Raw genomic sequence first — 25,705 nt, forward strand, 5'->3', positions numbered from 1 at the left:
GGAATGAATAAACCTTTTAATGATGATCCGGTAGATGTATTGGTGAAAAAATTTCTAACCCAGAACGGAACGGTTTTGGATTTGAGATTGAAATATATTGGTGATGAAGGTCTGGAATATTTGGCTCAATGCCCTGAGTTGGTTGATCTGGAAGTTTTGAACCTGGAAAGGAATGAGATTACTGATAAGGGAATAGCTGCGCTGGCGAAATCTACCATAGTAACCAACCTTAAGGAGTTGCATCTTGAAAGAAACGATATCGGAGATGCTGGAGTTCAAGCTATTTCAGAATCGGCTAATTTTTCTTATTTGCAATTCATTAACTTTTGGAAGAATAAGGTTGGGGCTGAAGGGACAAAAGCAATTGCGGCCTCAACGACTTTGGTTAATCTCAAGAACCTGGATTTAGCACAGAATAATATTGGCGATGATGGGGCCAAAGCTCTTGCCGAAAGCAATAGCCTGTCAAACCTGGAATTACTTGAGGTGTTTGGCAGTGGATTGACCGATGAAGGCAAAAAACTACTCAAGGAATCCACCGCTTTCCCCAAACTACAGACACTGGTTTTGGAGTGAGTTGTTTTTATGCAACCTCCTCCTGGGCAATGTTTACATATTACCTGGATGTTTCTTTAAAAGGTATTTATGATAATCGCTGATGGATAATGTCCCCAGCATTTGCCCATGCTCTGTTATAGCCAGATGATGGATTTAATGATCCCGCATCACTTGCGCAGCCTTTTCCATGCTTTCCTGGCTTTCCAGTTTGACGAGTGGAAAGCTCATGACTTCAGCAACCTGAATTTTTTCCGGGTCAAGGTTTTCAGAGACTACTTTCTTGCTGATGTCGTTATTGGTGATGATTCCAATGAATTTTCCTCCCGCTTCGACAAGCAAAGAGTGAATACCATTGTCGTGCATGGTATGTGCTGCCTCCAAAACAGTTTCTGTTGGGCTGATACTTAAAAGAGATTCTGCAAGATAGTTGAGGATTCTTTCCATTTCGATTCACCCGATTTCTAAATATTAATTGCCTGCAAGATTCATTTGGTCCCGTTATTTATAGCTGTCTACGCATGCTATATGGTTAAACTTTCCTGAATTCAAATCAATGCGAATTTATTGATATTTTTAAATTGTGCAGCCTGTTTATAAGGGGAGGAGCCCAGTTGGTTTTACGCGCATTCAATAATTCTTCTGCTTGTTGCATAACTGGTTTCAGGAGTGTAAGGTCTCCAAGCTTATGGTAAGTTTCGGCGAGGTCTATCAGGATGTGGGCTTCCTCCTTCCTGTTTTCGACATATTTTGCTTTAGCCAGAGCCTGGATGAAAAAAGCTGTCGCATCCTCATAGTCACCTAGTTTCTGGTAGTTAAGCCCTATGCCAACCAATAATTCAAGCACCTTATCATGATCTTCCTGTTGGCGGTAACTTTCCAGTGCTTTTAAATAACAGTCGATAGCTTTTGAAATTATATTTTTCTTAACGTAAACGAATCCGAGTCCGTTATACGAACTGCCAATAAATGCGCTGAACCCTTTTTCTGTGGCAAGAGTTTTTTGTTCTTCAAAATATTTCAGGGCTTGATCAAGTTTGCCGGAAATTGCAGATGCATCACCAAGGTTGGCAAGCAGGCTGCATTGTTCTTTGCTATCGTCTAACTCTATTGCAATGTCCAGTTCCTGAAGAAAGAAATCAATCGCTCTCTGGGTTTGTCCCAGTCTGCTGTATGCCAGGCCCAGGGCTGAAAGCGCGTTTTTTTCAGCCAGCCTGTCACCTATGCCACGGGCTTTTTTGAGAAAAATGGTTTCAGATTCTACCATTTTACGCAGCTCAAGCATTCCGGAAGATTCCAGGCCAAATGGTTTTCCGGGTTTTGCATCAATTTCAGCCATCCTTTCAAAGTTCTCATCAACGGTAAGAGACATTCTGGTTTCAACGTCTTTTTTGAAATTCAATTCCTCTTCTATATCATCCAGAACTTCCTGAAAGTCTTCCTGTAAAAACGCGCTTCTCAAAGAGTAGGGATTGAACTTGCGAAGATATTCCCAATAAGGGTCAATGCCAATCGGAATCATGGCTTCGTCAAGTAGCAGAGGAACAATCATCATATCCAGGTTTATGGCCGTCTCAATCTCCAGTTGAGTGCGTTCTTTCAGGGTAGAGTCGCAATCAGGGCTTTCTGAGTCTTTAGCATCGGATCCATTTTTTGAAATTACTATGATTAGTGCATCACAGAGTGAAAGAATTTTGTTGAGAGTTTGTGGCAAGAAATCCTCAGGCTCTTCAAGACCCAGGCAAGTGGCATTTAAAGCAATGCGACAATCTTGAATAATGTTTTGAACTATATTTATTGAATTGGGATTGTTGTGGCTGAAATAAAGAGTAGGCATTCTGATTATCTGAATTTATATCCCCGGAATTGGAGAGGTCCATTATCTTCTTTAAAATACCACTCAATCTTTACTTTTGAATAGTTCTTTTAAGCGTGCCTGGCAACGAGGCTCCTTGGTTAATTCAGTCATCACTTTTTCGTTTACATTCATATTGTTCCTCAGCAATCTGTTCAACATCTTGCTTCAGGTCTTTGAAGGTTTTGTCGATCTATTTTAATCTCAGAAGAGCGGTAGAAACATCAATCGGGTCTGAGCCATTTTTCAGGAGGGGGCCGCTGGCATACTCGACTATTTTTGGTAGTGTTTTCTGATAAGCGAGAATAAGGGATAGAATCCTTTCTCTTTCTTCCTCAGGGCCTTTTTCGCCAGGTTCAATGTCAGGAGTTTCTTTGACTTTGGTCTCAAAGAAAGACAACTGGTTTTCCAAAGACGCAATATGTTTTTTCAGCTCTGGTAGAGCTTTAGAATCAATCATCTTTTATATTTTCTCCCCGTAAGTAAACTCTTTTACAGACGTTATAAAGTTTGGGGAAGCAAGAAATACCTGTTTTTTTACAGCCATTGCTTGAAAAATTTATACAGCTTTCAAAATTTGTCTTGGGATTATTGAAATAAATTATTTAAAAACAAAATAGCCCCAATATTTTTGAAGGTTATATCGAATTTCCAATATTGACTATTTTTGAGTTCTAAGAAAAACAAGAGGTGGTCGAATAATTGCAACCCAAATAAAAACATATAGTTAAAGGGGTGGGTGGATTTTTGGTGGAATTTTTAGATGACTTCTATCAGCTCCATATAGTTTCCAAAAAACCGTTTTAGAGCGTCGTTTAGAGGTTGGTGTTTGGGGTCTTTGAGTTCCGGGTCTTTTTCTATGACGCAGATTGCTTCTTTTCGGGCTATCTCTAATATCTTGATGTCCCGGATCAGGTTGGCGATTTTTAAAATAGGCAATCCCGATTGTCGGGTTCCCATAAAGTCTCCGGGACCACGTATTTTTAAATCTTCTTCTGCGATGACAAATCCATCCCCAGACTTTTGCATTGCACTCATCCTCGCTTGTCCGTCCTCGGATATAGGGTGATAGGCCATGAGTAAGCAACGGGATGCATGTTTTCCACGACCTACACGTCCGCGTAGCTGATGCAGTTGTGCAAGTCCAAACCTTTCTGCGTGCTCAATAATCATGATGGAAGCGTTGGGGACATCAATGCCTACTTCAATTACCGTGGTAGAAACTAAGATCTGGATTTCTTTATTAAGGAAGCGTGACATTATATTTTGCCGTTCTTCTTTTTTAAGCTTTCCATGTATCAAACAAGCCTTAAATTCAGGAAATTGTTCCTGAATATATTCGAAGACAGTAACCGCTGCATTAAGATCGATAGATTCTGATTCTTCGATTAATGGACAGACTACAAATGCCTGCCTTCCTTCTTGTAACTGTTTTTCCAGAATACTGTAGGCTTTTTCGCGCCGGTTCTCAAAAAACAGGTCGGTGATAATTTCCTGTCTTCCCGGGGGGAGTTCATCTAAAAGCGACACATCCATATCCCCGTAGAGGGTGAGGGCAAGGGATCTGGGAATGGGTGTTGCGGTCATAATAAGAAGATGCGGGTGGGCTCCTTTTTTCCCAATGGCGTCTCTTTGCATGACTCCGAAGCGGTGTTGTTCATCTATAACAGCCAACCCCAGATTTTTAAATTGTATATCCTTTTGGATCAGGGAGTGGGTCCCAACTACGATATGTGTTTTTCCTTCCTCTATATCTTGAAAGTATCTTTGGCGCTCTTTGCCCTTGAGAGCACTTGTAACCAGGCTGAGTTTGACACCTAATTTTTCACAATAAGGTCGAATGTTTAAATAATGTTGTTCTGCAAGAATTTCGGTCGGAACCATTAGCGCTGATTGAGTGCCATTATCCACTGCCGTTAACAGTGCGGTGAGGGCTACGATGGTTTTTCCACTTCCTACATCACCCTGGATCAAACGGTTCATCGGTTTGTCTTTTTCCAGGTCCTCCATAATTTCTCCAAGAACTTTTTTTTGAGCTCCTGTTAACTTGAAGGGTAGTAACTTTACAAATCGTTTGATGAGTTCATCACGGGTTTTAAAAGGGATTCCTTTGCGTTCAACCCCAGATTGTTTTTTCCTGAAGGCCAGTCCCAACTGGATCAGGAAGAGCTCTTCAAAAACCAGTCGCTTTTGTGCAGGAGTTTTAAAAAGATCCAGCTCTTTAAGTGAAGAGCCTTTGGTTGGAAAATGAGCTTGGAAAATTGCTTCGGATCGAGAGGGAAAATTATGTTGCCGGATCAGGCTTTCAGGAAGAAATTCTTCGATGAGATGCAGGTATTTATCGAGGACGTTTTTAATAATATTCCGCATGGATTTGAGGTGAAGACCATCTGTAACATGGTAAACGGGTACAATTTTCCCAATTTCGAGTGATTGGATACTTTCTCCGGACACCTTCTCGGTTTCCGGGTGGATGATCTCCAGCCCTGAGCGTTTGTTGATATTGGGTTTTCCTGAAAGAATTATTTTTTGTCCCGTTTGAAACTTTTCTTTCATATAAGTTTCGTTAAATTTGAACCATTTCGCACGGATGACTCCTGTTTCATCCTGAATAATAGCTTCAAATATTCTTTTTTGACGCCCCATGAATATTGTTCCGGAGCTTAGGACTTCTCCCGTAAGTGTGACATATTCGCCGGGCATAGCCTGCGAGATTTTTTTAAACTGTGTGCGGTCTTCATACCTGAAAGGTAAAAAATATAGACAATCCTCAATACTTGTCAGTCGCAGTTTTTCAAGCAGAATCGCTTTTCTTGGGCCAACCCCTTTTATATATTGCATGGGGTCGTTCAGGGAAGGTGTGTGTTTCATGGATCTAATATTATCGCGCAAGGGATTTGGGAGCAAGAAGTTCTATGACGATTGAGCGTTGACAGGAAAAAAATGTGGAAGTATCCTTAAATAAAAGGCTTATACTTACCTCACTGCTTTTTTTGACTATTGTTTGGAGAAAAATGGAGGTTGCATTTCTGCCATGAAAGTTCAGGATTTGACAGACAAGTTATTGGAATACATGCCCGATGCTGATGTCGACATCATTCTGAATGCTTATATTTATTCCGCAAAGGCTCACCGGGGCCAGAGTCGCAGATCTGGTGAGGCTTATATTTCCCATCCCCTTGAAGTTGCGCATAATCTCGTCAAGTTAAAGCTGGACCCTACAACAGTGGCTGCGGGCCTATTGCACGACACCATTGAGGACACCCTTTCTACCCCCGAAGAAATTCAGGAACTGTTTGGTGACGAAATTTTCCAGCTTGTGGATGGGGTGACTAAAATCAGCCAGATCCATTTTTCCAGTCATGAAGAGAGTCAGGCAGAGAACTATAGAAAGATGATCTTCGCCATGGCTCAGGATATTCGTGTGGTTTTGATCAAGCTTGCCGATCGGGCCCATAATATGCAGACCCTGGGTTCCCTCTCAGAGGAAAGGCAGAGGAGAATTGCGCGTGAGACTCTGGAAATTTTCGCTCCCATTGCCAACCGTCTGGGAATTGGGTGGTTGAAATCAGAATTAGAGAATGGGTCATTCCGCTACCTCTACCCTGAAGAATACCGAACCATTGAAGAAAAAGTTGCAAAAAGTAAAGACAGCCGCGCTCAGTATCTGGAAAAAGTTACCTCCCGGTTGATGAAGGAGTTGCAAAAGGGAGAGATTGAAGGAAAAGTTGAGGGGAGGCCCAAACAATTTTACAGTATTTATAAAAAAATGGTGGACCAGAACATTAGTTTTGAGGATGTTTATGACCTGATCGGCGTACGGGTTTTAACGAAATCCCTGGGTGACTGTTATTCGGTTTTAGGGTTGGTGCATTCTCTATGGAAGCCCATTCCCGGAAAATTTAAGGACTATATTGCCATGCCCAAGCCTAATATGTACCAGTCTCTTCACACAACAGTGATTGGTCCGAAGGGTGAAAGGGTGGAGGTGCAGATTCGTTCAGAGGAAATGGAAAAGGTTTGCCAGGGAGGAATAGCGTCACACTGGCGTTATAAAGAAAAAACCGGCGATGATGATAAGCCTATGGACGAACAATTATCATGGGTTCGGCTTCTTCTTGAAAACCAGAAAGACTTGAAAAACCCTAAAGAATTTCTCAATGCATTCAAGGTTAATTTGTTCCCGGATGAAGTTTATGTGTTTACCCCTGGCGGGGATGTTATTGCGCTCCCTTACAACGCGACTCCTGTTGATTTCGCATTTCAGGTTCATACAGATGTTGGATGCCATTGTCATTCGGCTAAGGTAAATGGAAAGGTTGTTCCGCTGCGTTATAAACTAAAGGATGGGGATCAGGTTGAAATAATCACAGCAGAGGAAGGATCCCCCAATCGCGAATGGCTGGCCTTTGTGAAAACTTCCAAGGCAAGAAACCGAATATCTCACTTCATCAATACAGAAGAGCGTTCAAGAAGTTTGAAGTTAGGGAAGGAGCTTCTTGAAAAAGAGATTCTCGGATACGACCTGGATCCTGAAACTGAAATGGGAGGAGAGGCCTTTGAAGAAGCCGCACAGGCATGTGGTTTTAATTCTACGGATAGCCTGTTGATGGGAATAGGAATCGGAAAATTATCGACTCACCATGTCATCGAAAAATTGATTCCTAAAGAAAAGTTGGAGGGCAAAGAGTCGCGTGACAAAATGCTGATAAAACTTAAGGAAAACCGGCCTTCTAAATCCTCACGTAATGCGATCAAGGTTCAATGTTTCAATGAAAATATTTCCATTAGAATCGGCAAATGTTGTCATCCACTCCCTGGTGAACCGATCATAGGTTATATTACGCGAGGCCGGGGAGTTACAGTGCACCATATTGACTGCCCAAGTGTCGGAAACGTGATCAATGATCCGGAAAGACTGGTTGGAGTAGAATGGGAAGCAGGCTTGAATGTGATTTACCAGGCCCATATTGCCATTGTCGCGACGGACAAGCCCGGAATAATGGCTACTATCAGTCAGTCCTTCGCAGAATGCGGGATCAACATCACCCGGGCAAACATTCAACAGGGATCAAACCAAAGGGCATACTTCGACCTTTCCATAGAGATTCAGGACGTGGAACACTTGAATCAAATTCTTGAAAAAATACGCCAGCTTGATGATGTGATTTACCTGGAGCGGATCAAAGACTTTAACAAAAATTCACCGGTCAAAAACAGGCTGGAGGCCCTGGGTGAAAAACTGGGGGCGAAGGGAGAGCGGGAACTGAGCCCTACCTGATAGCTTTGGTTATTTTTCCTGATTTGATGCAGCGGGTACAGACTTTCATGGTCTTAACAGAACCCTTCATCACAACACGTAATTTCTTTATATTTGGTTTCCATTGTCGGCGGGTTTTATTGTTCGCGTGACTGACATTGTTACCAAATTGGGGTTTTTTATCGCAAACTTCACATTTTTGGGACATCAAATTCTCCGAAATAGATTGTCTTGAAGATGGTTAGATGCTAGCATAACCTTGTTAAAGGGGCAAGAGATTTGAGAGAGCATTATGGTTGTCGATAAAAATACTACGATCAACGAGATTCTCAATACCTATCCTGAGGCCATTAAGTTTTTCAATGAGAAACAAATGTCCTGCAGCAGTTGTTTTGCTGTTAAGTTCGATACTCTGGAAAACGGGGCCTTGATGCATGGTATGGATGTCGCCGCTCTGATCAGACAACTTGAAGAATTTCTGGAAGCCCTTCCCGCCCGTACCGTTTCTACCTGACACAAGTAATTTATAGAGAATCAGACTTTTAATTATTTAATGAGGATTTTGTGCCTGGGTCAGGAAGAATAGGAGGGAGGACTGCGTCTAATCGAAAAATTAATGTAGGGGTGAGAAATTATTCGAGAAACTTAGACTCAGAAATGATGTTTTCCAGTACTTTTTCAGCGATCTGATCAGTGGGTACGCTGTAGCTTCCATCTGCTATCTGATTTTTAATTCTTTCCACTTTGTCAGTGCGGATTTCCGGGGCAGTATTTACTGCTTCAGTGACCTTTTGAATATCTTTGGCTTTAGAAGATATGGCTATCTGCTCACTACCACTGGCTGGGGAAGCAGCTCCCTGACTCTTTGTAGTGGCCGATTTATCACCAACTTTAACTCTATCCTGAATTGTTTTGCCTTTAATTCTAAAATCGTTGCCCGGTATTTCCATTTCACTTACCTTTTATGCAAATTAAATTTATAATTTAGGTTAACTTTTTCTCCTTTTGGAGTAAAGACCTTTTTTTAAACCGTCAAAGGTGTTCTAAATAAAAATATCAACGAGCTTCTGTAACATTTATCGGATTTGGATTGAAAAACTTTAGCTCTGTTTATAAAATTAATAGAATTTTTTGTTTGCTCAAACTCTTTAGATATATGGGTTTGGCTGGTTTTAAATATCCGAATCGGGATATTTTTTGAGGCCCTTGCTCCCTGTCAGGCTGGTGGAATTTTTACCTGATAGCTACCTGGTTCACAAGAAAATTATGAGCTTTAAAAACCCTGTTATCACAGTCGATATAATTATAGAACAAGCGGAGGGAATTATCTTGATCGAACGAAAAAATCCTCCGCATGGATGGGCATTACCTGGAGGGTTTGTCGATTACGGCGAATCTCTGGAGTCCGCGGCTTGCAGGGAAGCCCGGGAGGAGACTGGCTTGGTGGTCAATCTTTTGGCCCAGTTTCATACATATTCCGACCCTGAACGTGACCCCAGACAACACACTATCTCTACGGTATTTGTTGCCCAGGCTACTGGGAAGGCCCAGGCAGGTTCCGATGCGACAAAGGCAGAGCTTTTTACAAGGAATACGCTTCCTAAACCACTCGTGTTTGATCACGCAAAAATTTTGAATGATTATTTTGAGTGGGTGGAAAACGGAAGGACCGGAGTCGGACAGTTAAAACTTTGACCGGTGAATTTTTATGAAACTTTTAAGGCACGCTCGCAAATATATTATTGTTGGAACCATGGTTTTAGCATCCGCCTGGAGCCAGCCAGGTTATGGGTCTTCTATTGACTCGAAAAAATATTCCCGGGTGATTTGGAGTTATCTGGAGACCCTTTGCGACTTTGGCCCGAGAAACCCAGGTAGTGAGGGCTATCGGGATACTCTCAAGTTGATCCGGAAAGTGGGGGACAAATATGCGGACCAGGTTTTGGAACACCCGTTCTCAGTAAAAACTTCTATGACATCCTCCGAGGAAATGGTTAATTTGGAGCTCAGATTTGATGGGACGGAAGGAGGTGCCCCGATTTTGATAGGTGCTCATTTTGATACCCGGCCTTTTGCAGATGAAGACCCAAACCCTGAAAACAGATCAAAACCAATATTAGGTGCCAATGATGGAGGTTCGGGAACAGCAGTACTACTTGGGTTGGCACAATATCTCAGTCAGCATCCTGTTGCCCGACCCGTTCACCTGGTATTTTTTGATGGTGAAGATTTTGGTGCAGACGGATCCGGCCTGAAGCTGTTAGGTTCCACTTACTACGCCCAGCAACTGATACAGCAAGATAGAGGTGAATGGCCTTACTGGGTGCTGGTCATCGATATGATAGGGGATAAAGATTTACAGATATACAAAGAGACCTTTTCCTTGAAAGGCAGTGCGAGTTTTTTAGATAAACTTTATAGTGCCGCAAAAAAGCTGGGAATAAAGTCGATGAAAGAAGAAATTAATTATACGATTTACGATGACCATTATCCCTTCCACCGCATTGGTATTCCCTCTACCGTGCTGATAGATTTTGACTATCCCTATTGGCACACCCTTGCTGATACGCTGGATAAATGCTCGGTCGAGAGCATGTATTCAATTTTCTCTCTTGTGGTGAAAACAATTGAGGATTTGTAAACGCAATTTTCTTAGTAGTTGAATAGCCTCTACAACGGAGTGTTTGCTTATGAAAGGAAAAAAGTGTCTGCATTTCACTCCCTCCGGTAGCATCGCCGGTTAATGCGCTACAGGGAGTTCGGAAAGTTTCTTTTTGGCTTCTTCATTGAAAGGGTCGATTTCCAGAATGGTTTTCAATTCCTTTTCCGCTTCCGGGAAGCGTTGGCTTTTTTTATGGATCTCGTAAAGTTTCCAATGCATGGAAAGGAAGTCGACACCCTGTTTCTGTGAAAGCTCGAACACTTCCAGGGCTTCGTTCAAACGATTGAGCGCGAACAGGGCATTGCCCAGATTGAAATTGGCAATGGCAAACTCCGGGTCCAGACTCAGAGCTTTCTTTAACAAAGGGATTGCTTCTTCGGCATGGCCTTGTTTGTTCAGAGCGGCTCCCAGATTGGAAAGCGCCTGGATAAAATTAGGATAAACCTGAACAGCTTTTTTAAATATTTTCACGGCTTCATCTAGCTTACCTTTGCGAAAATAATATCCACCAAGATTTGATAAGGCTTCAGGAAAGTCAGGACTTAATTCAATGGTTTTTTCATATTGGGCAATGGCTTTTTCAGCCATCCCCAGGTCTCTGTACGCAACGGCGAGGTCGTAATGGGCCAGAATAAAATCTGGGTCCTTTGCCAGTATTTTTTCAAACTCGGTGATGGCCTTGTTGGGATCCCCCAGGCCGTATAAAAAATAATTTCCCCGGTAATACATGGCGTTCAGGGAAGTCCTGTCTTCATTGAATAGATCGTGGAGTGAAAAAGAAGTTTTTGTGTCTAAAAACTCCTTAACGGTATTAATGGGAAGGGCAAGGTTGATAGATCTGCCTTCCACTGTGGCTAATCCTATAACCTGATTGGATTCATTGACGACGGGTCCTCCGCTGAACCCTGGGCCAAATGCAGTGGTGGTATAAATAAAGGGTATTTGGGGGTCAGACTGAGGATGTATCCCAAGAACAAAACCATAAGTCTGTGCAATCTGACCCTCTATCTTATCTTTCTGCTCGGTCACCTCGGCGGAGAGATAGCCCAGTGCACTGGTATAGTCATAGGGCTTCAGGGATGAGGAGTTGCCAATTTCCAATGTAGAATAAAAACCTTCCGTTAGTTTTAAGATGGCAAAATCTTTGGCCCTGTCCACCTTGAACACACCTGTTATTTTGGAACGGGACCCATTGGGGAAATGAACTTCAATGCTGTACGCGTCTACCAGAACATGGTAATTGGTGACAAGGGTTCCTTCGGGCCGTGCCACAAAACCAGACCCGGTTCCAACGGTTTTCCCGGCCTTGTCTTTAGCGATGAGCAAAGCCACCGCGTTTTTATTGACTTCATAAGAATTTGCCGTCCCTGAAAAGGTCAACAATCCAATGATGAAAATAAATAGTGTGGTCTGAGTTAAACGTTTGCTCATGGTATATAATTTCGGCCTGAAATACCGCTCCAAAAGAAGTAAGAGTTATCGTGATTAATACATTTTATAAACTGGAAGGGTTGATTACAACTGAATTTAAGATAAATCAACTAAAAGGGGAGGTTGAACTATAAACCCGGGCCGACTTGAAGAGTACGGCCCGGACCTATAGAGTTTTCTACTTAACGGTAACGGTTACCGTAGCCGTCAAAGGTGGATTATAAGGTACATGATTACCCTTAGCGAACAGGGTGCGGATGATGTGTTTTCCGGCAGAGAGCTTTATCTCTTTACAGGTGGAACCATCTCCCATATGGATGTGGTTTGCGTCTTTTCCAATCGGCTGGCTCAGATCTTTTGGCAGATCGACATCAACGATAATATGATGATGGCCTTTGCCTTCATTGACCCCTTTTTTTGCAGGTTGAACTTCAACCCCTTCAGTAGCCATGCAAACCTTTACAGGGCTTGAAACCACGGCACCATTTGGCGGATCGGTGATGGTCACAGCGTTTCCAGCAAAAGCGCTGGTCGCGGTAAAAAGGATAATTAATAATGTAAAAAGCTTTGGGTGAATAGTTTTCATTTTTCCTGATTTCCTTAAAAGATGGTTGGTTTTTTTTGATGATTTGGTACCTAAAAAGGCATCTCAGATTTAGATATAAAAAATTTGGGAAAGTTTCAGAAAATTTTGCTCAAGGCAGGTATTGGTGGATTATGCCCTATTTCCCTTGACATCGGTATCCGAGTTACATAGTCTTTAACATTCAGTTTCATTTTCCCAGGGGCCGTCAGAAAAAGAACGTGTGCCCGATTCTATGTTTTTTAGGAGGTTTAGATGGTAGTTACCGGAGAATGTCGACTCCTTCACACTTGTGAAATGTGTGAGTTTAATAATGAGACCGACTGCAAAGCTGACAAAAATGAGCATAACCGCTGGTTAGTTAACAAGCGGATGAATGAGATAAAGCACAAGATTATTGTTGGCAGTAATAAAGGAGGAGTCGGGAAAAGTACTGTAACCACCAACCTCGCTATTGCTCTGGCCGAAAAAGGCTTTTCTGTTGGGTTGGCAGACGCCGACCTTCATGGACCTAATATCCCAAAATTATTGCGTGCTGAAAATGTCAGATTGAAAGCCACAGATGTAGGCATTGATCCTTACGAAACTAAAAATGGACTGAAAGTGGCTTCGTTGGGGTTTCTAATAGAAGACCCCAATATGCATATAGCCTGGAGAGATGCTGTCAAATATGACTTTATTATTGAGTTGCTGGGGAATATAAACTGGGGGCCATTGGATTATATTCTGTTTGACCTTCCTCCCGGAACCGGGAACGAACAAATCACTATTATCGACTTTATCGGTGAGGTGGATGGAGCTGTAGTGGTCACAACTCCTCAGGATCTGGCAATTCTGGATGCTCGAAAAATGATTTCTTTTGCCCGCGACAGTAATGTTCCCATTGTGGGGGTAATTGAAAATATGAGCACGATGTCCTGCCCGCATTGTAATGAAAAAATTGATGTGTTCAAAAAGGGCGGTGGAAAAAAATTGGCAGAAGAACTGGTTTTACCCTATCTTGGTAGTATTCCGTTAGATGGAAATATTGTTGCTAATTCTGATAGTGGAGACCCTGTTGTTTTATCTCACCCGGATTCTGATGCCACAAAAGCCTTTTTGGAACTCGCTGGTAATGTCCACAAGTTTCTCAACCCCGAGTAGTACAAAAAATTATAATGGACCAAACCTGTTTTTAAAGTGTAGAAGTTCATAATGGTTTTTCTGTAGATCTGGGGCAGATAGCGTTTTCTGGTGCGAACTAATGAATTGCGTTTTATATCAGGGTTGAGAGATAATAGTATTAGAAGGACGTGATTCCCATGTCGAAGCTTTCCATGACAATATGGTTAGAACATTCCTTTCTATCATAAAGTTCATATGTGTTCTTGCTTTCCTGGTAAATTGATGTTTAAGAAGATACTCATAGTTTCCTTTTTATTTTTTCTTGCTGGTACTAACCAGATCTATGCCGATACAGAAGGGAAACCTTTTTTTTCAAATAATCCGATAGCGGCAGAAGTTGATGGAGAGCCTATCTATCTGGATGACCTCAAGCACATCCGTATACAGGAAGCCCTCAAACAACTGCATGAAATGCAGACCCGTGCCTTAAAAGAAAAGATCCTCGATAAACTTGCAGAAAAGCACCCTGATTCATTTACTAAACAACCCCCAAAGGTTACGCCTGCTGAAATAAAACAGTTTTACGACAGCAATCCTGGTATCAAAGAGATTGGCAACCTCGCCCAGGTAAGTGGTGAAATTCGGGATTATCTGGAAAAAAGCTTCCACCAGGTTCATGTCGAGCGGCAATATCAGAATGCCGTTCAACAAGGGTGGGTTAAAGTTTATTTAAAACCCCCTAATGATTTTCATTTGGTTGCAGGGGTGGGCACTGCCATGATGTGGGCGAACGAAAATGATTCTTCTACCAGACGGGTATTTGTCCTGGAGTATTCTGATTTTCAATGTCCGTTTTGCAAAAGGGTGCAAAATACTTTGGCAAAAGTAAGGGAAAAATATTCCAGCGAAGTTCAATTCGGGTACCGTCATTTTCCACTTCCCTTTCATAAGGAAGCGCATGGATTGGCGCAAGCAGTTGAATGTGCCAGGGACCAAAATAAATTCTGGGAACTTCAGAGCCTTTTCTATAGAAAAATCACAAATCCTGCGGACAACAATGAAATTTTAGGCCTGGTCAGGCTTGCAGGAATTGAAAATATGAAGGAATTCGAACGGTGCTGGAAAAATGAAAAATATGCGGAGCGTGTTAAGAAAGACATCCGCGACGGGGTTGACCTTGGAATACAAGGAACTCCAACTTTTATTCTGGGTACCTACGACCCTGATTCCAGGACAATTTCTGGGGAAATGTTTTCTGGCGCTGTATCTGAAGAGAAATTTGTTCACGTTATAGAAAAATATCTTGCCTCTTCCCGAACCGAAGCAAAATTAAACAAGTAATACCCTGACCATGATCAGAATATGTGTTTTTATTCTGGCGTTTGTTCCAACTTCAGTTTTTGCTGAACCTTTTTCTTTCCCCAGTTCAGAGCTTCCAGTTGGTCCAAGAGTCAAACTAAGTGCATTGGTCGACAGGGATTTCGCTTACCCAGGTGACCATTTCAAGCTGTACCTGTCAGTCCAGATTGAAGAAGGCTGGCATATTTATTCGTTACAACCGATGCAAGGTAATGAATTGCTGGCAACCCGAATCAAACTTGAAGATAATTTTTTTGCAAGCAAGAAACACTGGCATGAATCTCCAACACACCTGATTCGAGATGATGCGCAGCAAAAAATGGTCAAGGGGCATATCAACACCGCCGAATTTAACAAAAGCTTTCGAGTTCCCCAGGGTTTTGATCCGGGGAATTATTTGATTAAAGGAGTATTGGTGTACAAGGCCTGCGATAACACTCTTTGCACTCTCCCCAAAAGCCTTCCTTTCTCAAGTCGAGTTCAAATTCGCAAAAGAGACACTTGAAAATATCACGGGCATGAGCAACTTTTTGTTTTCTTTTCCTTCGTTGGGATAAAATAAGTTAGAATTTATATAAAAGATATAATGCAAGACACTTTGGCTGAAAATAAGCTTCTTGTTGAATTATCATTTTTTATTGACCTGGGCCTTTTCTAAAAGTGCAAATCATAACAACACATTTGAATGCGGATTTTGATTGTCTGGCTTCTATGATGGCGGCAAAAAAACTGTATCCTGATGCGCATCTCGTCCTTCCCGGTTCAGCTGAAAGTCTGGTTGAAGAATTTCTGAAGGAAGATCGCCCTCGTCTTGAATTCACAAGAATTAAGGACATCCCTTTGAATCAGGTGAAACTATTGGTGATTGTCGACACGCATATGCCTGAGAGAATAGGTGTTTTTGCTGATTTAATGCATAGCCCGGAAGTAGAGGTCCATGTTTATGATCACCACTCAGACCCAAAGCATGAAGTGAATGTCAATCAGGCAGTTATAAAAAAAAGAGGAGCAACCACTACTATTTTGCATGAAATTTTGCTTGCTAAAGATATACCTCTGACACCGGAAGAATGTACCCTGATGACTCTGGGTATTTATCAGGATACTCATTCACTGGTTACAGTTTCGACCACACCAGAAGATTTGATTGCTGCCGGAGAACTGGTTAAACGCGGCGCGGAATTGAGCCGGGTTTCCAGTTTTATGCGGCAAAAACTAAATTCTGAACAACTTGAAATTTTCAATGAACTGGTGTCCAGCCTGGAAACGCACATGATCAATGGAATAGAGGTTGCCCTCGTTTTCGCTTCTTCGGATCATTTTGTCAGGGACCTGGCATATGTGGTCCAGAATGTTGTCGACATGGAAAATCTGGCAGCGGTTTTTGCTCTGGTTCGACTGGATAAAAGAATCTATTTGATAGCGCGAAGCAGTATTGCAGAATTAAATGTTGCTGAGCTGGCACAGGTCTTCGGAGGGGGTGGGCATGGGAGCGCTGCATCGGCCACTATCAAAGAACTCACTCTTCAACAAGTGAAAGAAAAGTTGCTTGGCGAACTTGAACGCCTTGTTCAGCCCTTGAGCCGTGTAGGAGACATCATGCATTCGCCGGCAATTTCTGTGGATATGAAAGATACCATTGAGAGTGTTGAGAAAAAATTGACCCAGTATAACTTGAACACGCTTCCAGTTTTGAAGGCTGGGCAGCCGGTAGGGTTGATCACCCGTCAGATAGTAGAAAAAGCTATCTATCATGACATGGATAAGGATATTACCGAGAACTTGATGATAAGCCGTTTTGCGGTTGCATCTCCTGATGATTATTTCAAGTCACTGATTCCTATAGTGATTGAAGAGAAACAGAAGCTCATACCCGTCGTCGATGCTGATAATCGTTTGATAGGCGTTATCAGCCGGGGAGACCTTCTCCGCGTTTTGCATAATGACATGCTGCAACAGGAGGACTCTTCAAAGGTTATGTTTCTGGGTAAGTCTGGGGCTCCTAAAAACCTCAAGAGCCTGGTCAAGGAGAGGTTGGATAAGGATGTGTTCAAGCACCTTGAAGGCATTGCCAAAATTGGTGATCGTTTGAATTTTTCTGTTTATGCGGTTGGGGGTTTTGTCCGGGACCTGTTTTTAAACATTCCTAATCAGGACATTGACATTGTCGTAGAGGGTGACGGAATTCACTTTGCCTCCTGCCTTGCTAAAGAACAGGGAGGCAGGGTAAAGTCTCACGAAAAATTCGGGACATCGGTAGTGATTTTTCCTGATGGTTATCGAATAGATGTAGCCACCGCGCGCATGGAATATTATGAGCATCCCGGAGCTTTGCCCACAGTTGAAAAAAGCTCTATAAAGTCTGACCTTTTTCGGCGCGACTTCACTATAAACAGTATGGCTGTGAAATTGACCGGCTCTAATGCTTTTTGCCTGATTGACTTTTTTAATGGGGAAAGGGATTTGCGAAGCAGGGAAATTCATGTCCTCCACAGTTTAAGTTTTATTGAAGACCCTTGCAGACTTTTCAGGGCAATAAGGTTTGAACAGAGGTTTGGTTTTTCGATGGGCAAGCAGGCAGAGGCGTTTATGGGGAACACCATCAAAAAGAGGCTGGTCGATTCTTTAAGTGGAATGCGTTTGTTTAATGAGATCAAACTCTTGCTCAATGAAAAAAAGCCTATGGATTGCGTGCGTAGAATGAGGGAATTTGATCTGTTGCAGTTTGTATCTCCTGAAATGTTGAAATCGTCGTGTGACCTGGAAGTTCTGGAGAGACTTGAGTCGGTATTCCCCTGGGCAGACAGGGTTATCTTTCCAAAAAAACCAGAAGTATGGTATGTCTATTTTTTGGGGCTGTTCTATTCCCTGGATGAAGACGCGTTTTTGAAAGCGGCAGATCGTTTGCATTTACCTGCCCGTATGAAAAACTCGCTTCGCGATGACAGGATCCGCTGCCGTGAAAGTATGCAAAAACTGGAGTCTATAAAAGAGTGGGGACCGAAAGAGATATACCATACCTTTTCCAGTCTTTCCGTTGAAGCGGTCATTTTTTTGATGGCCTTGTCTTCTACAGACCGATTTAACCAGTACGCGAATATTTATTTCACACAATACCAGGGTAAGGCAGAACTATCGCTGACTGGGGATGACCTTGTGGAAATGGGCATGGAGCCCGGACCTGTTTTCCAATCGGTGCTCAATGAACTTCGGGAAGCTCGAGTGATGGGTGAGGTCAATTCCCGTGAAGAAGAGGTTGCCCTGGTTGAAGAACGGTTCCTGAAATCCTGATTAAGTAAATTGTCTGGGCGCGAGAAGGTGCAATCTATTAAACATCGGATCGACCAGTTTTTCCTTTTGTCTCAGAATGGGACAGATATTCCCACTGAAATCAGGGCAGGTGTTGCCACCTTCCTGACCGCATCTTATATAATTTTTGTACAGCCTGCTGTCCTGTCTGCAACTGGTATGGATTTTGGTGCGGTGATGACAGCGACCTGCCTTTCTGCCGCTTTAGGATGCCTGATAATGGGCTTGTGGGCCAATTATCCCATAGCCCTGGCTCCTGGCATGGGTATCAATTTCTATTTCACTTATACCGTTGTTATTGGCCAGGGAATTTCCTGGGAGAAAGCTCTGGGAGCTGTCTTTTGCTCCGGTCTTATTTTGATCGTCCTTACCCTGATGCGAGTTCGTGAACTGATTCTAAACCTGATTCCAGACTTTCTTAAATATGCGATTGCTTCTGGAATAGGGCTGTTCATTTTTTTCATTGGTTTTGTTCAGGGTGGTCTGATCGTTAAAGACCCGGGAACCTTGGTAAAGCTGGGCAACCTCAAAAGCCTTCCCGTTTTATTCACCTTTTTCGGGACTGCCTTGATCGGATTTCTTATGTTCAGGAAAATCAAGGGGGCGATTCTGATAGGCATGTTGCTGCTGACATTTGGGGGACTTCCTTTTGGACTGGTGAGTTATCAGGGGATTATTGCGCTGCCGCCTGCTATGGGGCCGACATTTTTGAAAATGGATATTCTCGGCGCGTTAGACCTTGGGCTTATCACCGTAATCTTTGTCTTTGTTTTTGTTGATTTGTTTGATACGGCGGGAACCCTTGTAGGGGTCAGCCAACAGGCAGGTCTCTTGAAGGAGGGTAAACTGCCTCGAGCGACCCGGGCATTTTTGCCGGATTCGGTAGCTACCACAGCAGGGGCTGCCATGGGAACCTCTACCGTGGTCTGCTATATCGAAAGTTCAGCCGGAGTGGCCGAAGGTGGACGCACAGGCCTCACCGCCATCGTGATTGCGTTTCTATTTCTGCTGGCGCTATTTTTCGCTCCAATAGCTCAAATGATTGGCGGGGGTTACACTCTGGAATCGGGTAAAACTCTTTATCCCATAACGGCTCCTGTGTTGATCATTGTGGGGTGTCTCATGGTTTCCAACCTGGCCCGCATTGAGTGGAGAAAATGGGATGACGCTCTTCCAGCGTTTTTGACAATTGTGGGCATGCCTTTAACCTATAGCATCGCCAGTGGAATGGCCCTGGGTTTTATCACTTATCCCCTGACAAGACTTTTATCCGGGAAGATCAGAGACGTTCACCCAGTAATGATTTTGATCGCGCTCCTTTTCCTGATTCGATATGTCATGCTGGATGGTTAAAGCCGGGAACCGATTATGTTATAATGTGGCAAGTAAACTCCCTTTAATTTGTGAAGAGGTAATGGCCCGTGGCAAGTGTTGAATATCTTATAAAACAGTTTTTAACTCCGGATAAAAAAAACCTGGATTTAAGCAACCAGAATATTGGAGACAAGGGGGCCATCAAGTTATCAGAATCCAAAAGTCTTCGCAGATTGAAAAAACTGGTTTTACCCAACAACAATATCAGTGATGAAGGAATTGCGGCGATTGCCAACTCGGAAAATTTCAAGCACCTGACCGACCTGGATATTTATGGAAATGTCATCAGTGATGATGGAGTTAAGGCGATAGCTGAATCTCCTTACATGAGCAACCTGAAAAAACTCAGCTTATATGGCAACCTGGTCGAAGATGAAGGAGCTATTGCCATTGCTGAATCCCAGACACTTTCCAAGTTGAAACATTTATATATCACCTCGAACCGGATCCGGCGTGAGGGAATAGAATCTCTTCAAAACGCCAAGTGTAGAACCCGGCTTTGTCATCTTTATGTCGATGACCTCAAGGATTTTTATTATGAGGAAATCACGGATGAGGATGATGAAGATTTGATCAATAGCTGGGAAGAACTCAAAGCCCGGGCCGCGAAGGACAGCGATACAGACGACTGATTTATCCAATGTTCAAATCAAAGTTCCTTTTCCTGTTAATAGTTTTTCTAATTCCTGTCAACTGGGCTGAGGCGCAATTGGATATTTCTGAGCCGGTTGATTATGAAAAACTTTTTAAAGAAAACCTGTCGAGGGGAGGAAAGGTCTTAAACCTCTCTGGAAAAAAGATTGGTGACAAGGGCCTGGAAACTCTGCTCAAACAGGAGTTTATTAAAAAACTAAAAAAACTTGATTTGAGGTACAACGATATCAGCCCAAAAGGTGCCGAACTGCTATCCCAATCTCAGCCTTTCCCAAAACTCAAAAAGTTAATCCTGAAGCATAACTTTTTTGCTGATGAAGGTACGATTGCCTTCGCAAGCTCTTCCAGTTTTCCTAACCTTGAGTCGTTGCAATTAGGTTGGAACGAAATCAGGGATGCCGGGGCTTTAGCCCTGGCGAACACGAAAAAATTTCCTAAACTGAAGAAACTTGATTTAAGGGGTAATTTCCTGGCTGGAAAAACAAAAGAAACTCTGCGCACTTCATTAGGGCATTTGAAGTCCCTGCGCATCTTCCAATCTGAATAACCGGCTAGTTGCAGGCAACTACTGCGAATACTTTATTATTAAAGAACTCATTCTGGTGTTATTTGAGTCTTGCGCGATTGATAACGGTGTATCACCATTGTCATCCTGCTGGTTTGGTTTGGCGCCGTGTTTCAATAAAATTCTGGCAATTGCCAAATTGTCGTTCAAGATAGCTCTCATTAATGCTGTAAAGCCGTCATTGGCAGGAATATTCGGGTCTGCCCCAAGTTTCAGTAAGCCATCTACGAATTCAATATGCCCGTGAAGAGTTGCAGCCATAAGAAGGGTGTAATGGTCCTGGGTTTTAGCATTGGGGGTTCCCCGCTGAACCAGATAGTCATAGACACTGGTCAAATCTCCTCTTTCCAGTTTTCTGATAACTGCTGTTTCCTTATAGAGGGTGCTGGGCTTTAAGGAGTTAATAAAACTCTTTTTGGTTGATTTGTTTTTGTCAGGTTTAGCTTCTGGTTCAGGTGGAAGGGTAGAGGGTTCAGAGTTTTTCTTTTGAGGGAGTTCGGTTGTCTTTATTTATGGAGCTGTCGCAATATTAATAATCAAAGCCAACCCTGCTGACAGGAAGACAGCGATGCCAACATATAAAATTAGATTTTTAGAACTTTTGACTTTCGAGATAATTGAGACCACTGGCCTGCCTCAGTTAGTTGGCCACTGATTGGAACTTCCAGCTTTACAGGCAGTCTACCACCAGGTGATTCAATATGAATTTCAAATATTCTTGAACGCGTTATTTTCTTCAATGGGAAATCAATGCTGGCTTCTATTTAGACCTTGATGATGCCGCTGTCTTCATCATAAAAAAAAGTGTCACCGTCCGGTCCGCGATATGATATTTCTTTTACTTCCCAGATTTGTTTCTTTTTGACATCCGCTTCTGCGGCATGAAACCGGCCATTTTCTTCCCGTTGCAGGAGAAGAAATTTGTTGTCATTGTTCGAGACGATTTGCCAGTTGAAAAAATCACTTTGTACGGTTCCTTTTTCGTAGTCGATGCTGATGATGTTCATTTCCTGCATTCCTTCTAATCTTTAAGTTTAGCTAATATTCAATGTTGGCAGCAATTTCACGGGCCTTTTCCATAGACCGTTTTTTGCTGGCAACTGTTGTGTTAATAAGTATGCTGTGAGCCAGTTCCACTGTTGAGTCATGCTCTCGGGACAATGTGATGCCCTGCTTTTCGAAAAACTTTTTGAGGCTGGAGTTCTTTAAAGTCAGTGAAGGTTGGACAGGACCTTCAATATCGGCTTTATGTTCCTCATCTTTTATGACGTCGTTGATAATACGAATCTCAGGAACTATACCATGCTCGGTGATGTCGATTCCTGATGGAGTGTAATACTTTGAGGTAGTGAGACGCAGTCCAGAGCCGTCGCTTAACCTGAAAATGGTTTGAACGGACCCCTTGCCGTAAGAGTTTTCACCGATGATCAGAGCTTTCCCCGAATCTCTCAAGGCGCCTGCTACAATCTCTGATGCGCTGGCACTGTATTGATTGATGAGAACAACGACGGGAACCTGATGCAGGCTGTTTTTATATAAACCACGGTACTCATGATAATCGTCTTCGTCTCTTCCCTGCGTATAAACAACCATTCTGCCTTTGAAAAGAAAATGACTGGCTACTTTTACCGACTGGGTAAGCAGTCCACCAGGGTTTTCACGAACATCAAGGATGAATGCCTTGACTTCATCTTTTTCAGCCATTTTCAAACTGGCCATCAATTGTTTTTCAGTTTGTTTGGAAAAGCTATTTATTTTTAAATAACCTATCTGGTTATCAAGGGTTTTGTATTCGACCGTATTTATTAAAATGATCTCACGGGTGAGGGTGTAAGTTCTTTTTCTTTTGTCAGCAGGCCGCAAAAGGGTAATTGTAACTTTGGTGTCTGGATAGCCCCTTAGCAGGTTGGCAAGCTCCTCAATATGCATTCCAACGATTTCTTTGCCATTCACGCTTACGAATGAATCGTCAGCGAGAATTCCAGCTCTTTGTGCGGGTGAATCACCCATGGTTTTTACCACGTATAGCTTTTTATCTTTCATCGTGATGACCATTCCCAGCCCGCCATACTTTCCTTCAGTATCTCGCATGGATTTATTAAAGGTGTCTTTGTCCATATATTGAGAATAGCTGTCAAGCGAACTCATGACCCCTTCGATGGCTGAACTTTCCAAATCTTTTTTTTCAATGGTCCTTTTTGAATTGTCGTGGAGGAAATAGTACACCTTCTGGAGCTCGTCCCAATCGTGGTTTCTGTCATAATTCAGCCTGTATCGAGTTTTCTTGTCTTTATATCTCAGAATATTAATGTTGGTTTTTTTGCTGAGTGTAACACTGTCTGAATCCGCACCTTTTATCATGCCCTCGATCGCGGCAGAGAACAGTTTTTTGTGGTCAGGGGGGTAGACATATTTTTCTGAGACTAAATCCACAACTTCTTCAAAAATTTCCAGGTCACTGCTGAAGAAGCCTGCGTCAGCTGTCCCTTTAAGGTTAATCGTGCCCAGGATATTGACCTGCGGCAGATATAAGATGAAGAAGGCAACAATAAAAAGAGCTAATGTATTTTTTAAAATATTATTTTTCATAATGGATTTTAAGCAGGATTAGAGTCGAGGCCAAGGCGAATATAACTAACCATTATTTTTTAATATATCTGAAAATATTAATTCCAAGTTGTCTGTCATTTCATCAACACTTCCATTTGACATGCTGGGTGCTACTTTTAGTATGTCATTAATTATAATGGTTGGTGTTTCATTGGCCTTGAACTGTTTGGCCAGTTCCAGGGAGCGATCGGTTTTCTTTTTAATGGAAGCAGACTGCATGCCTTCGGTCATCTCTTTACCTATTTCAAAATCTCGAGCGAGGAACTTTATAACTTTGGGTTGGAAAATATCGACACCCAATTTAAAACCTGTATCAAAAAGTTCCTGTGTGAATTCTTCTTCAACCCCCAGTTCATCGGCAATATAAAATGCCATTGCTGGATAGGCGGTCTGGTTGCCCCAGTAAATAGGAAACTTTTTGTGATGTAATTTGTCTTTGAACTTTGAGCGCAGCCGTTTAGAGGTTTCCAGAAACCGATAACAATGCCCGCAGGAATAATTGAAGAACTCCGCCATTTCAATGGTGTTAATATTTTTGAGTTTGTTGATGTCTCCAACGACTTCATAGGTCCCGCGAATTTTTTCATCAGCCTGAGCCCATGCAGGCAGGAATAAAAAAACTGTAAGTAAAAGGGATGTAACCTTTGTCATGAACGACTCCTTATATTTTCAAAAAATATTAATGTTTAATCTTAGGCCAGTACTCCGCAAAATTAAAACGGGGACTGTGGTTTTTTACATGGCACTTGCTACAGGCTTCTTTAGCCCGGCTCTTTAATCTCTCCTGTGGAGCTGATGCGTGGGTTAGGCCCGGACCATGGCACACCTCGCACTGAACATTCTTCAGCCCCGGGGTATCCAATTCGCTGATGAAGCCTCCAGAAAGATTAAAGCCCACTACGTGGCACTTCAGACATTCAGGATCGAACGCCTTATTAATTTTCCTTAAAGTTTCATAGGCCTTTCCATGCCTGGAACCCGACCATACCTTATGCTCAGAGGTATGACAGTTCTTGCACACTTTATCTCCGGCGTAGACAGATTTGTTTCTTTTGTTGCGCTTGCCAGCCAGAGTTTCAAAAAACATGGCTTCTACTTTTTCATTATAATTTTCGTATAACTTTACCATTTCAGGGGCAAATTTTACACTTGAATCCAGTTTTACCATGTGATGGGTGATAGATTTTTTTCTATTCGAGTCAAACTGAACTCTCAATTCTCCCATTTTCTGTCCCTTTGGAGAGGATTGAACAAATAGTTTCCCTTTTTTCCTCACGGGCTCCATGTCAATGACATCTAATTCGTTGACAATGTGACCATTGATCACAATATCCACACCTTCCAAATCAAGATAACCCAAGGCGACCTTTTTTTCTGCATGAGTGAGGAGGACGATGAGGTCAGGGTTTTCTTTTTCACGCAGACGGGTTATCAGGTTCAGGGCTGTCTGCTTGGGATTCAAGATTTCCAGACCGAAATGGTCATAAAACAGGTCGGGATCAGCTACAGCGACAATACCCACTTTCAATCCATTTGAGAATGATTTTACCTTTGATCGAATAGGCTCAAAATTATTGATCAACAAGTTTCCCGCAATCCAGGGAATTTGTGGTCGTTCTTTTAAAAACCTGGTTCCGTAGACCATGTCCCTGTCTCCCAATGCAATAGCGTCATATTGCATTTTTTCTGTCGCAATGAGCAGTGTTTCTGCTTTCAATTTACCCTGGCGAGTGGGCTCTTTAAAATGATCTCCGGTGTCAACAAGCAAAAGATCAGGGTTTTGTTTGCGCGTATCTATCAAATATTGCATTCGCCGTTCTATTCCCCCCTGGTCTTCTTCCTTGGCGCAACCGCAGGGTTTCAGTTCTGCCAGGACATTGCCAGTATATACAATGAGAACCTCACGAGGCTCTGAAGCAACAGGGGTGCTTGTGCTTAAAGAAAGGCATCCGGCAATAAATATCAGGAAAATCAATATTGTTTGTCTCATGCACTTAAAGGTATCGGAAATCTATCACCAAATCAATGCTCACGGAATAAGAAGATAGAACACCCTAACTGGGGAAGGAGAAAGCGTTTGGTTTTCAGGAAAACCGTATTTTGTTATGAAATCACTGGAAAACCCGTTAATATAAATGGAAACTTCAAGGATAAAGCCATGCCACTGCGTAAATCTGAAATACATATGCACTCGATCTTTTCAGATGGTGAGTTTTCTCCTTCAGATTTGGTACAGATTGCTGAAAAAAATAATGTGTCGATCTTGTCTCTCACCGATCATGATACTTTTGATGGTATTCCAGAATTTATTCAATCTGCAGATTCTACGGGTATCACGGCGTTTCCCGGAATTGAAATCACTGTAAAATTCCACGATTTTAATA

General features: G+C 42.5%; 26 protein-coding genes. 13 read left to right on the forward strand and 13 right to left on the reverse strand.

The window, feature by feature from the left end; translation table 11 throughout:
• The first annotated feature begins 3 nt into the window (after window positions 1-3).
• On the forward strand, window positions 4-576 hold the full coding sequence (locus F3741_03570) for a hypothetical protein (GenBank protein MZG29880.1): 573 nt from the start codon (window positions 4-6) through the stop codon (window positions 574-576).
• A gap of 135 nt (window positions 577-711) precedes the next feature.
• On the opposite strand, the gene F3741_03575 is transcribed toward F3741_03570, so the two are convergent.
• The 4 genes from F3741_03575 to recG all read right to left on the reverse strand — a co-directional run bounded on the left by F3741_03575 (window position 712) and on the right by recG (window position 5,281).
• Window positions 712-1,002 carry a CBS domain-containing protein gene (locus F3741_03575; protein ID MZG29881.1) on the reverse strand — a complete coding sequence of 97 codons (291 nt, stop codon included), beginning with the start codon at window positions 1,000-1,002 and terminating at the stop codon, window positions 712-714.
• A gap of 106 nt (window positions 1,003-1,108) precedes the next feature.
• Window positions 1,109-2,392: a tetratricopeptide repeat protein gene (locus tag F3741_03580; protein ID MZG29882.1), complete on the reverse strand. Its 1,284-nt coding sequence runs from the start codon at window positions 2,390-2,392 to the stop codon at window positions 1,109-1,111.
• A 211-nt stretch (window positions 2,393-2,603) separates the two neighbouring features.
• Window positions 2,604-2,870: a hypothetical protein gene (locus F3741_03585; protein MZG29883.1), complete on the reverse strand. Its 267-nt coding sequence runs from the start codon at window positions 2,868-2,870 to the stop codon at window positions 2,604-2,606.
• A gap of 299 nt (window positions 2,871-3,169) precedes the next feature.
• Window positions 3,170-5,281, reverse strand: coding sequence for an ATP-dependent DNA helicase RecG (recG, locus tag F3741_03590; protein ID MZG29884.1), 2,112 nt, complete (start codon window positions 5,279-5,281; stop codon window positions 3,170-3,172).
• Between the two features lie 163 nt (window positions 5,282-5,444).
• On the opposite strand from recG, the gene F3741_03595 reads away from it, so the two are divergent.
• Complete coding sequence (locus F3741_03595; protein MZG29885.1) at window positions 5,445-7,691, forward strand: bifunctional (p)ppGpp synthetase/guanosine-3',5'-bis(diphosphate) 3'-pyrophosphohydrolase; 2,247 nt, start codon at window positions 5,445-5,447, stop codon at window positions 7,689-7,691.
• Here F3741_03595 and rpmB read toward each other — a convergent pair.
• Entirely contained in the window at window positions 7,684-7,878 is a 195-nt protein-coding gene (gene rpmB, locus F3741_03600; protein ID MZG29886.1) for a 50S ribosomal protein L28, read from the reverse strand. The two genes, F3741_03595 and rpmB, sit on opposite strands and share 8 nt — an antisense overlap.
• A gap of 84 nt (window positions 7,879-7,962) precedes the next feature.
• Here rpmB and F3741_03605 point away from each other — a divergent pair, with 84 nt between their 5' ends.
• Window positions 7,963-8,184: a DUF1858 domain-containing protein gene (locus F3741_03605; GenBank protein ID MZG29887.1), complete on the forward strand. Its 222-nt coding sequence runs from the start codon at window positions 7,963-7,965 to the stop codon at window positions 8,182-8,184.
• A 118-nt stretch (window positions 8,185-8,302) separates the two neighbouring features.
• On the opposite strand, the gene flgM is transcribed toward F3741_03605, so the two are convergent.
• Window positions 8,303-8,620: a flagellar biosynthesis anti-sigma factor FlgM gene (gene flgM / locus F3741_03610; GenBank protein ID MZG29888.1), complete on the reverse strand. Its 318-nt coding sequence runs from the start codon at window positions 8,618-8,620 to the stop codon at window positions 8,303-8,305.
• Window positions 8,621-8,936: 316 nt separating this feature from the next.
• On the opposite strand from flgM, the gene F3741_03615 reads away from it, so the two are divergent.
• Both F3741_03615 and F3741_03620 read left to right on the forward strand, forming a co-directional pair.
• Complete coding sequence (locus F3741_03615; protein ID MZG29889.1) at window positions 8,937-9,365, forward strand: NUDIX hydrolase; 429 nt, start codon at window positions 8,937-8,939, stop codon at window positions 9,363-9,365.
• A gap of 13 nt (window positions 9,366-9,378) precedes the next feature.
• On the forward strand, window positions 9,379-10,311 hold the full coding sequence (locus F3741_03620; protein ID MZG29890.1) for a M28 family peptidase: 933 nt from the start codon (window positions 9,379-9,381) through the stop codon (window positions 10,309-10,311).
• A gap of 99 nt (window positions 10,312-10,410) precedes the next feature.
• Here F3741_03620 and F3741_03625 read toward each other — a convergent pair whose 3' ends face one another.
• Window positions 10,411-11,763 (reverse strand): tetratricopeptide repeat protein, encoded by a 1,353-nt coding sequence (locus F3741_03625; GenBank protein ID MZG29891.1) that lies wholly within the window; start codon window positions 11,761-11,763, stop codon window positions 10,411-10,413.
• 178 nt (window positions 11,764-11,941) lie between these two features.
• Window positions 11,942-12,349, reverse strand: a complete 408-nt coding sequence (locus F3741_03630; protein MZG29892.1) for a DUF4399 domain-containing protein — start codon at window positions 12,347-12,349, stop codon at window positions 11,942-11,944.
• A 294-nt stretch (window positions 12,350-12,643) separates the two neighbouring features.
• On the opposite strand from F3741_03630, the gene F3741_03635 reads away from it, so the two are divergent.
• From F3741_03635 to F3741_03665, 7 genes are all read left to right on the forward strand, one after another.
• Window positions 12,644-13,489, forward strand: coding sequence for an Mrp/NBP35 family ATP-binding protein (locus F3741_03635; GenBank protein ID MZG29893.1), 846 nt, complete (start codon window positions 12,644-12,646; stop codon window positions 13,487-13,489).
• A 243-nt stretch (window positions 13,490-13,732) separates the two neighbouring features.
• Window positions 13,733-14,791 carry a thioredoxin domain-containing protein gene (locus tag F3741_03640; GenBank protein ID MZG29894.1) on the forward strand — a complete coding sequence of 353 codons (1,059 nt, stop codon included), beginning with the start codon at window positions 13,733-13,735 and terminating at the stop codon, window positions 14,789-14,791.
• A 10-nt stretch (window positions 14,792-14,801) separates the two neighbouring features.
• A complete protein-coding gene (locus tag F3741_03645; GenBank protein ID MZG29895.1) occupies window positions 14,802-15,314 on the forward strand; it encodes a hypothetical protein in 513 nt (170 codons plus the stop codon).
• 155 nt (window positions 15,315-15,469) lie between these two features.
• Window positions 15,470-18,100 carry a CBS domain-containing protein gene (locus F3741_03650; protein ID MZG29896.1) on the forward strand — a complete coding sequence of 877 codons (2,631 nt, stop codon included), beginning with the start codon at window positions 15,470-15,472 and terminating at the stop codon, window positions 18,098-18,100.
• A gap of 36 nt (window positions 18,101-18,136) precedes the next feature.
• Entirely contained in the window at window positions 18,137-19,471 is a 1,335-nt protein-coding gene (locus tag F3741_03655; GenBank protein MZG29897.1) for an NCS2 family permease, read from the forward strand.
• 68 nt (window positions 19,472-19,539) lie between these two features.
• Window positions 19,540-20,124, forward strand: coding sequence for a hypothetical protein (locus F3741_03660; GenBank protein MZG29898.1), 585 nt, complete (start codon window positions 19,540-19,542; stop codon window positions 20,122-20,124).
• A gap of 8 nt (window positions 20,125-20,132) precedes the next feature.
• On the forward strand, window positions 20,133-20,693 hold the full coding sequence (locus F3741_03665; GenBank protein MZG29899.1) for a hypothetical protein: 561 nt from the start codon (window positions 20,133-20,135) through the stop codon (window positions 20,691-20,693).
• An 18-nt stretch (window positions 20,694-20,711) separates the two neighbouring features.
• On the opposite strand, the gene F3741_03670 is transcribed toward F3741_03665, so the two are convergent.
• From F3741_03670 to F3741_03690, 5 genes are all read right to left on the reverse strand, one after another.
• Window positions 20,712-21,221: an ankyrin repeat domain-containing protein gene (locus F3741_03670; protein ID MZG29900.1), complete on the reverse strand. Its 510-nt coding sequence runs from the start codon at window positions 21,219-21,221 to the stop codon at window positions 20,712-20,714.
• Between the two features lie 254 nt (window positions 21,222-21,475).
• Complete coding sequence (locus F3741_03675; GenBank protein MZG29901.1) at window positions 21,476-21,718, reverse strand: hypothetical protein; 243 nt, start codon at window positions 21,716-21,718, stop codon at window positions 21,476-21,478.
• Between the two features lie 31 nt (window positions 21,719-21,749).
• On the reverse strand, window positions 21,750-23,300 hold the full coding sequence (locus F3741_03680) for a S41 family peptidase (protein ID MZG29902.1): 1,551 nt from the start codon (window positions 23,298-23,300) through the stop codon (window positions 21,750-21,752).
• 45 nt (window positions 23,301-23,345) lie between these two features.
• Window positions 23,346-23,972, reverse strand: coding sequence for a thioredoxin domain-containing protein (locus F3741_03685; GenBank protein MZG29903.1), 627 nt, complete (start codon window positions 23,970-23,972; stop codon window positions 23,346-23,348).
• A gap of 28 nt (window positions 23,973-24,000) precedes the next feature.
• On the reverse strand, window positions 24,001-25,311 hold the full coding sequence (locus tag F3741_03690; protein ID MZG29904.1) for a hypothetical protein: 1,311 nt from the start codon (window positions 25,309-25,311) through the stop codon (window positions 24,001-24,003).
• Between the two features lie 174 nt (window positions 25,312-25,485).
• Between F3741_03690 and F3741_03695 the strand changes: the two genes are divergently transcribed.
• Window positions 25,486-25,705, forward strand: a 220-nt coding sequence (locus F3741_03695; protein MZG29905.1) for a PHP domain-containing protein, incomplete at its 3' end; no start/stop codon positions are given.

The organism is Nitrospinota bacterium, assembly GCA_009873635.1.
Lineage (GTDB): Bacteria > Nitrospinota > Nitrospinia > Nitrospinales > VA-1 > LS-NOB.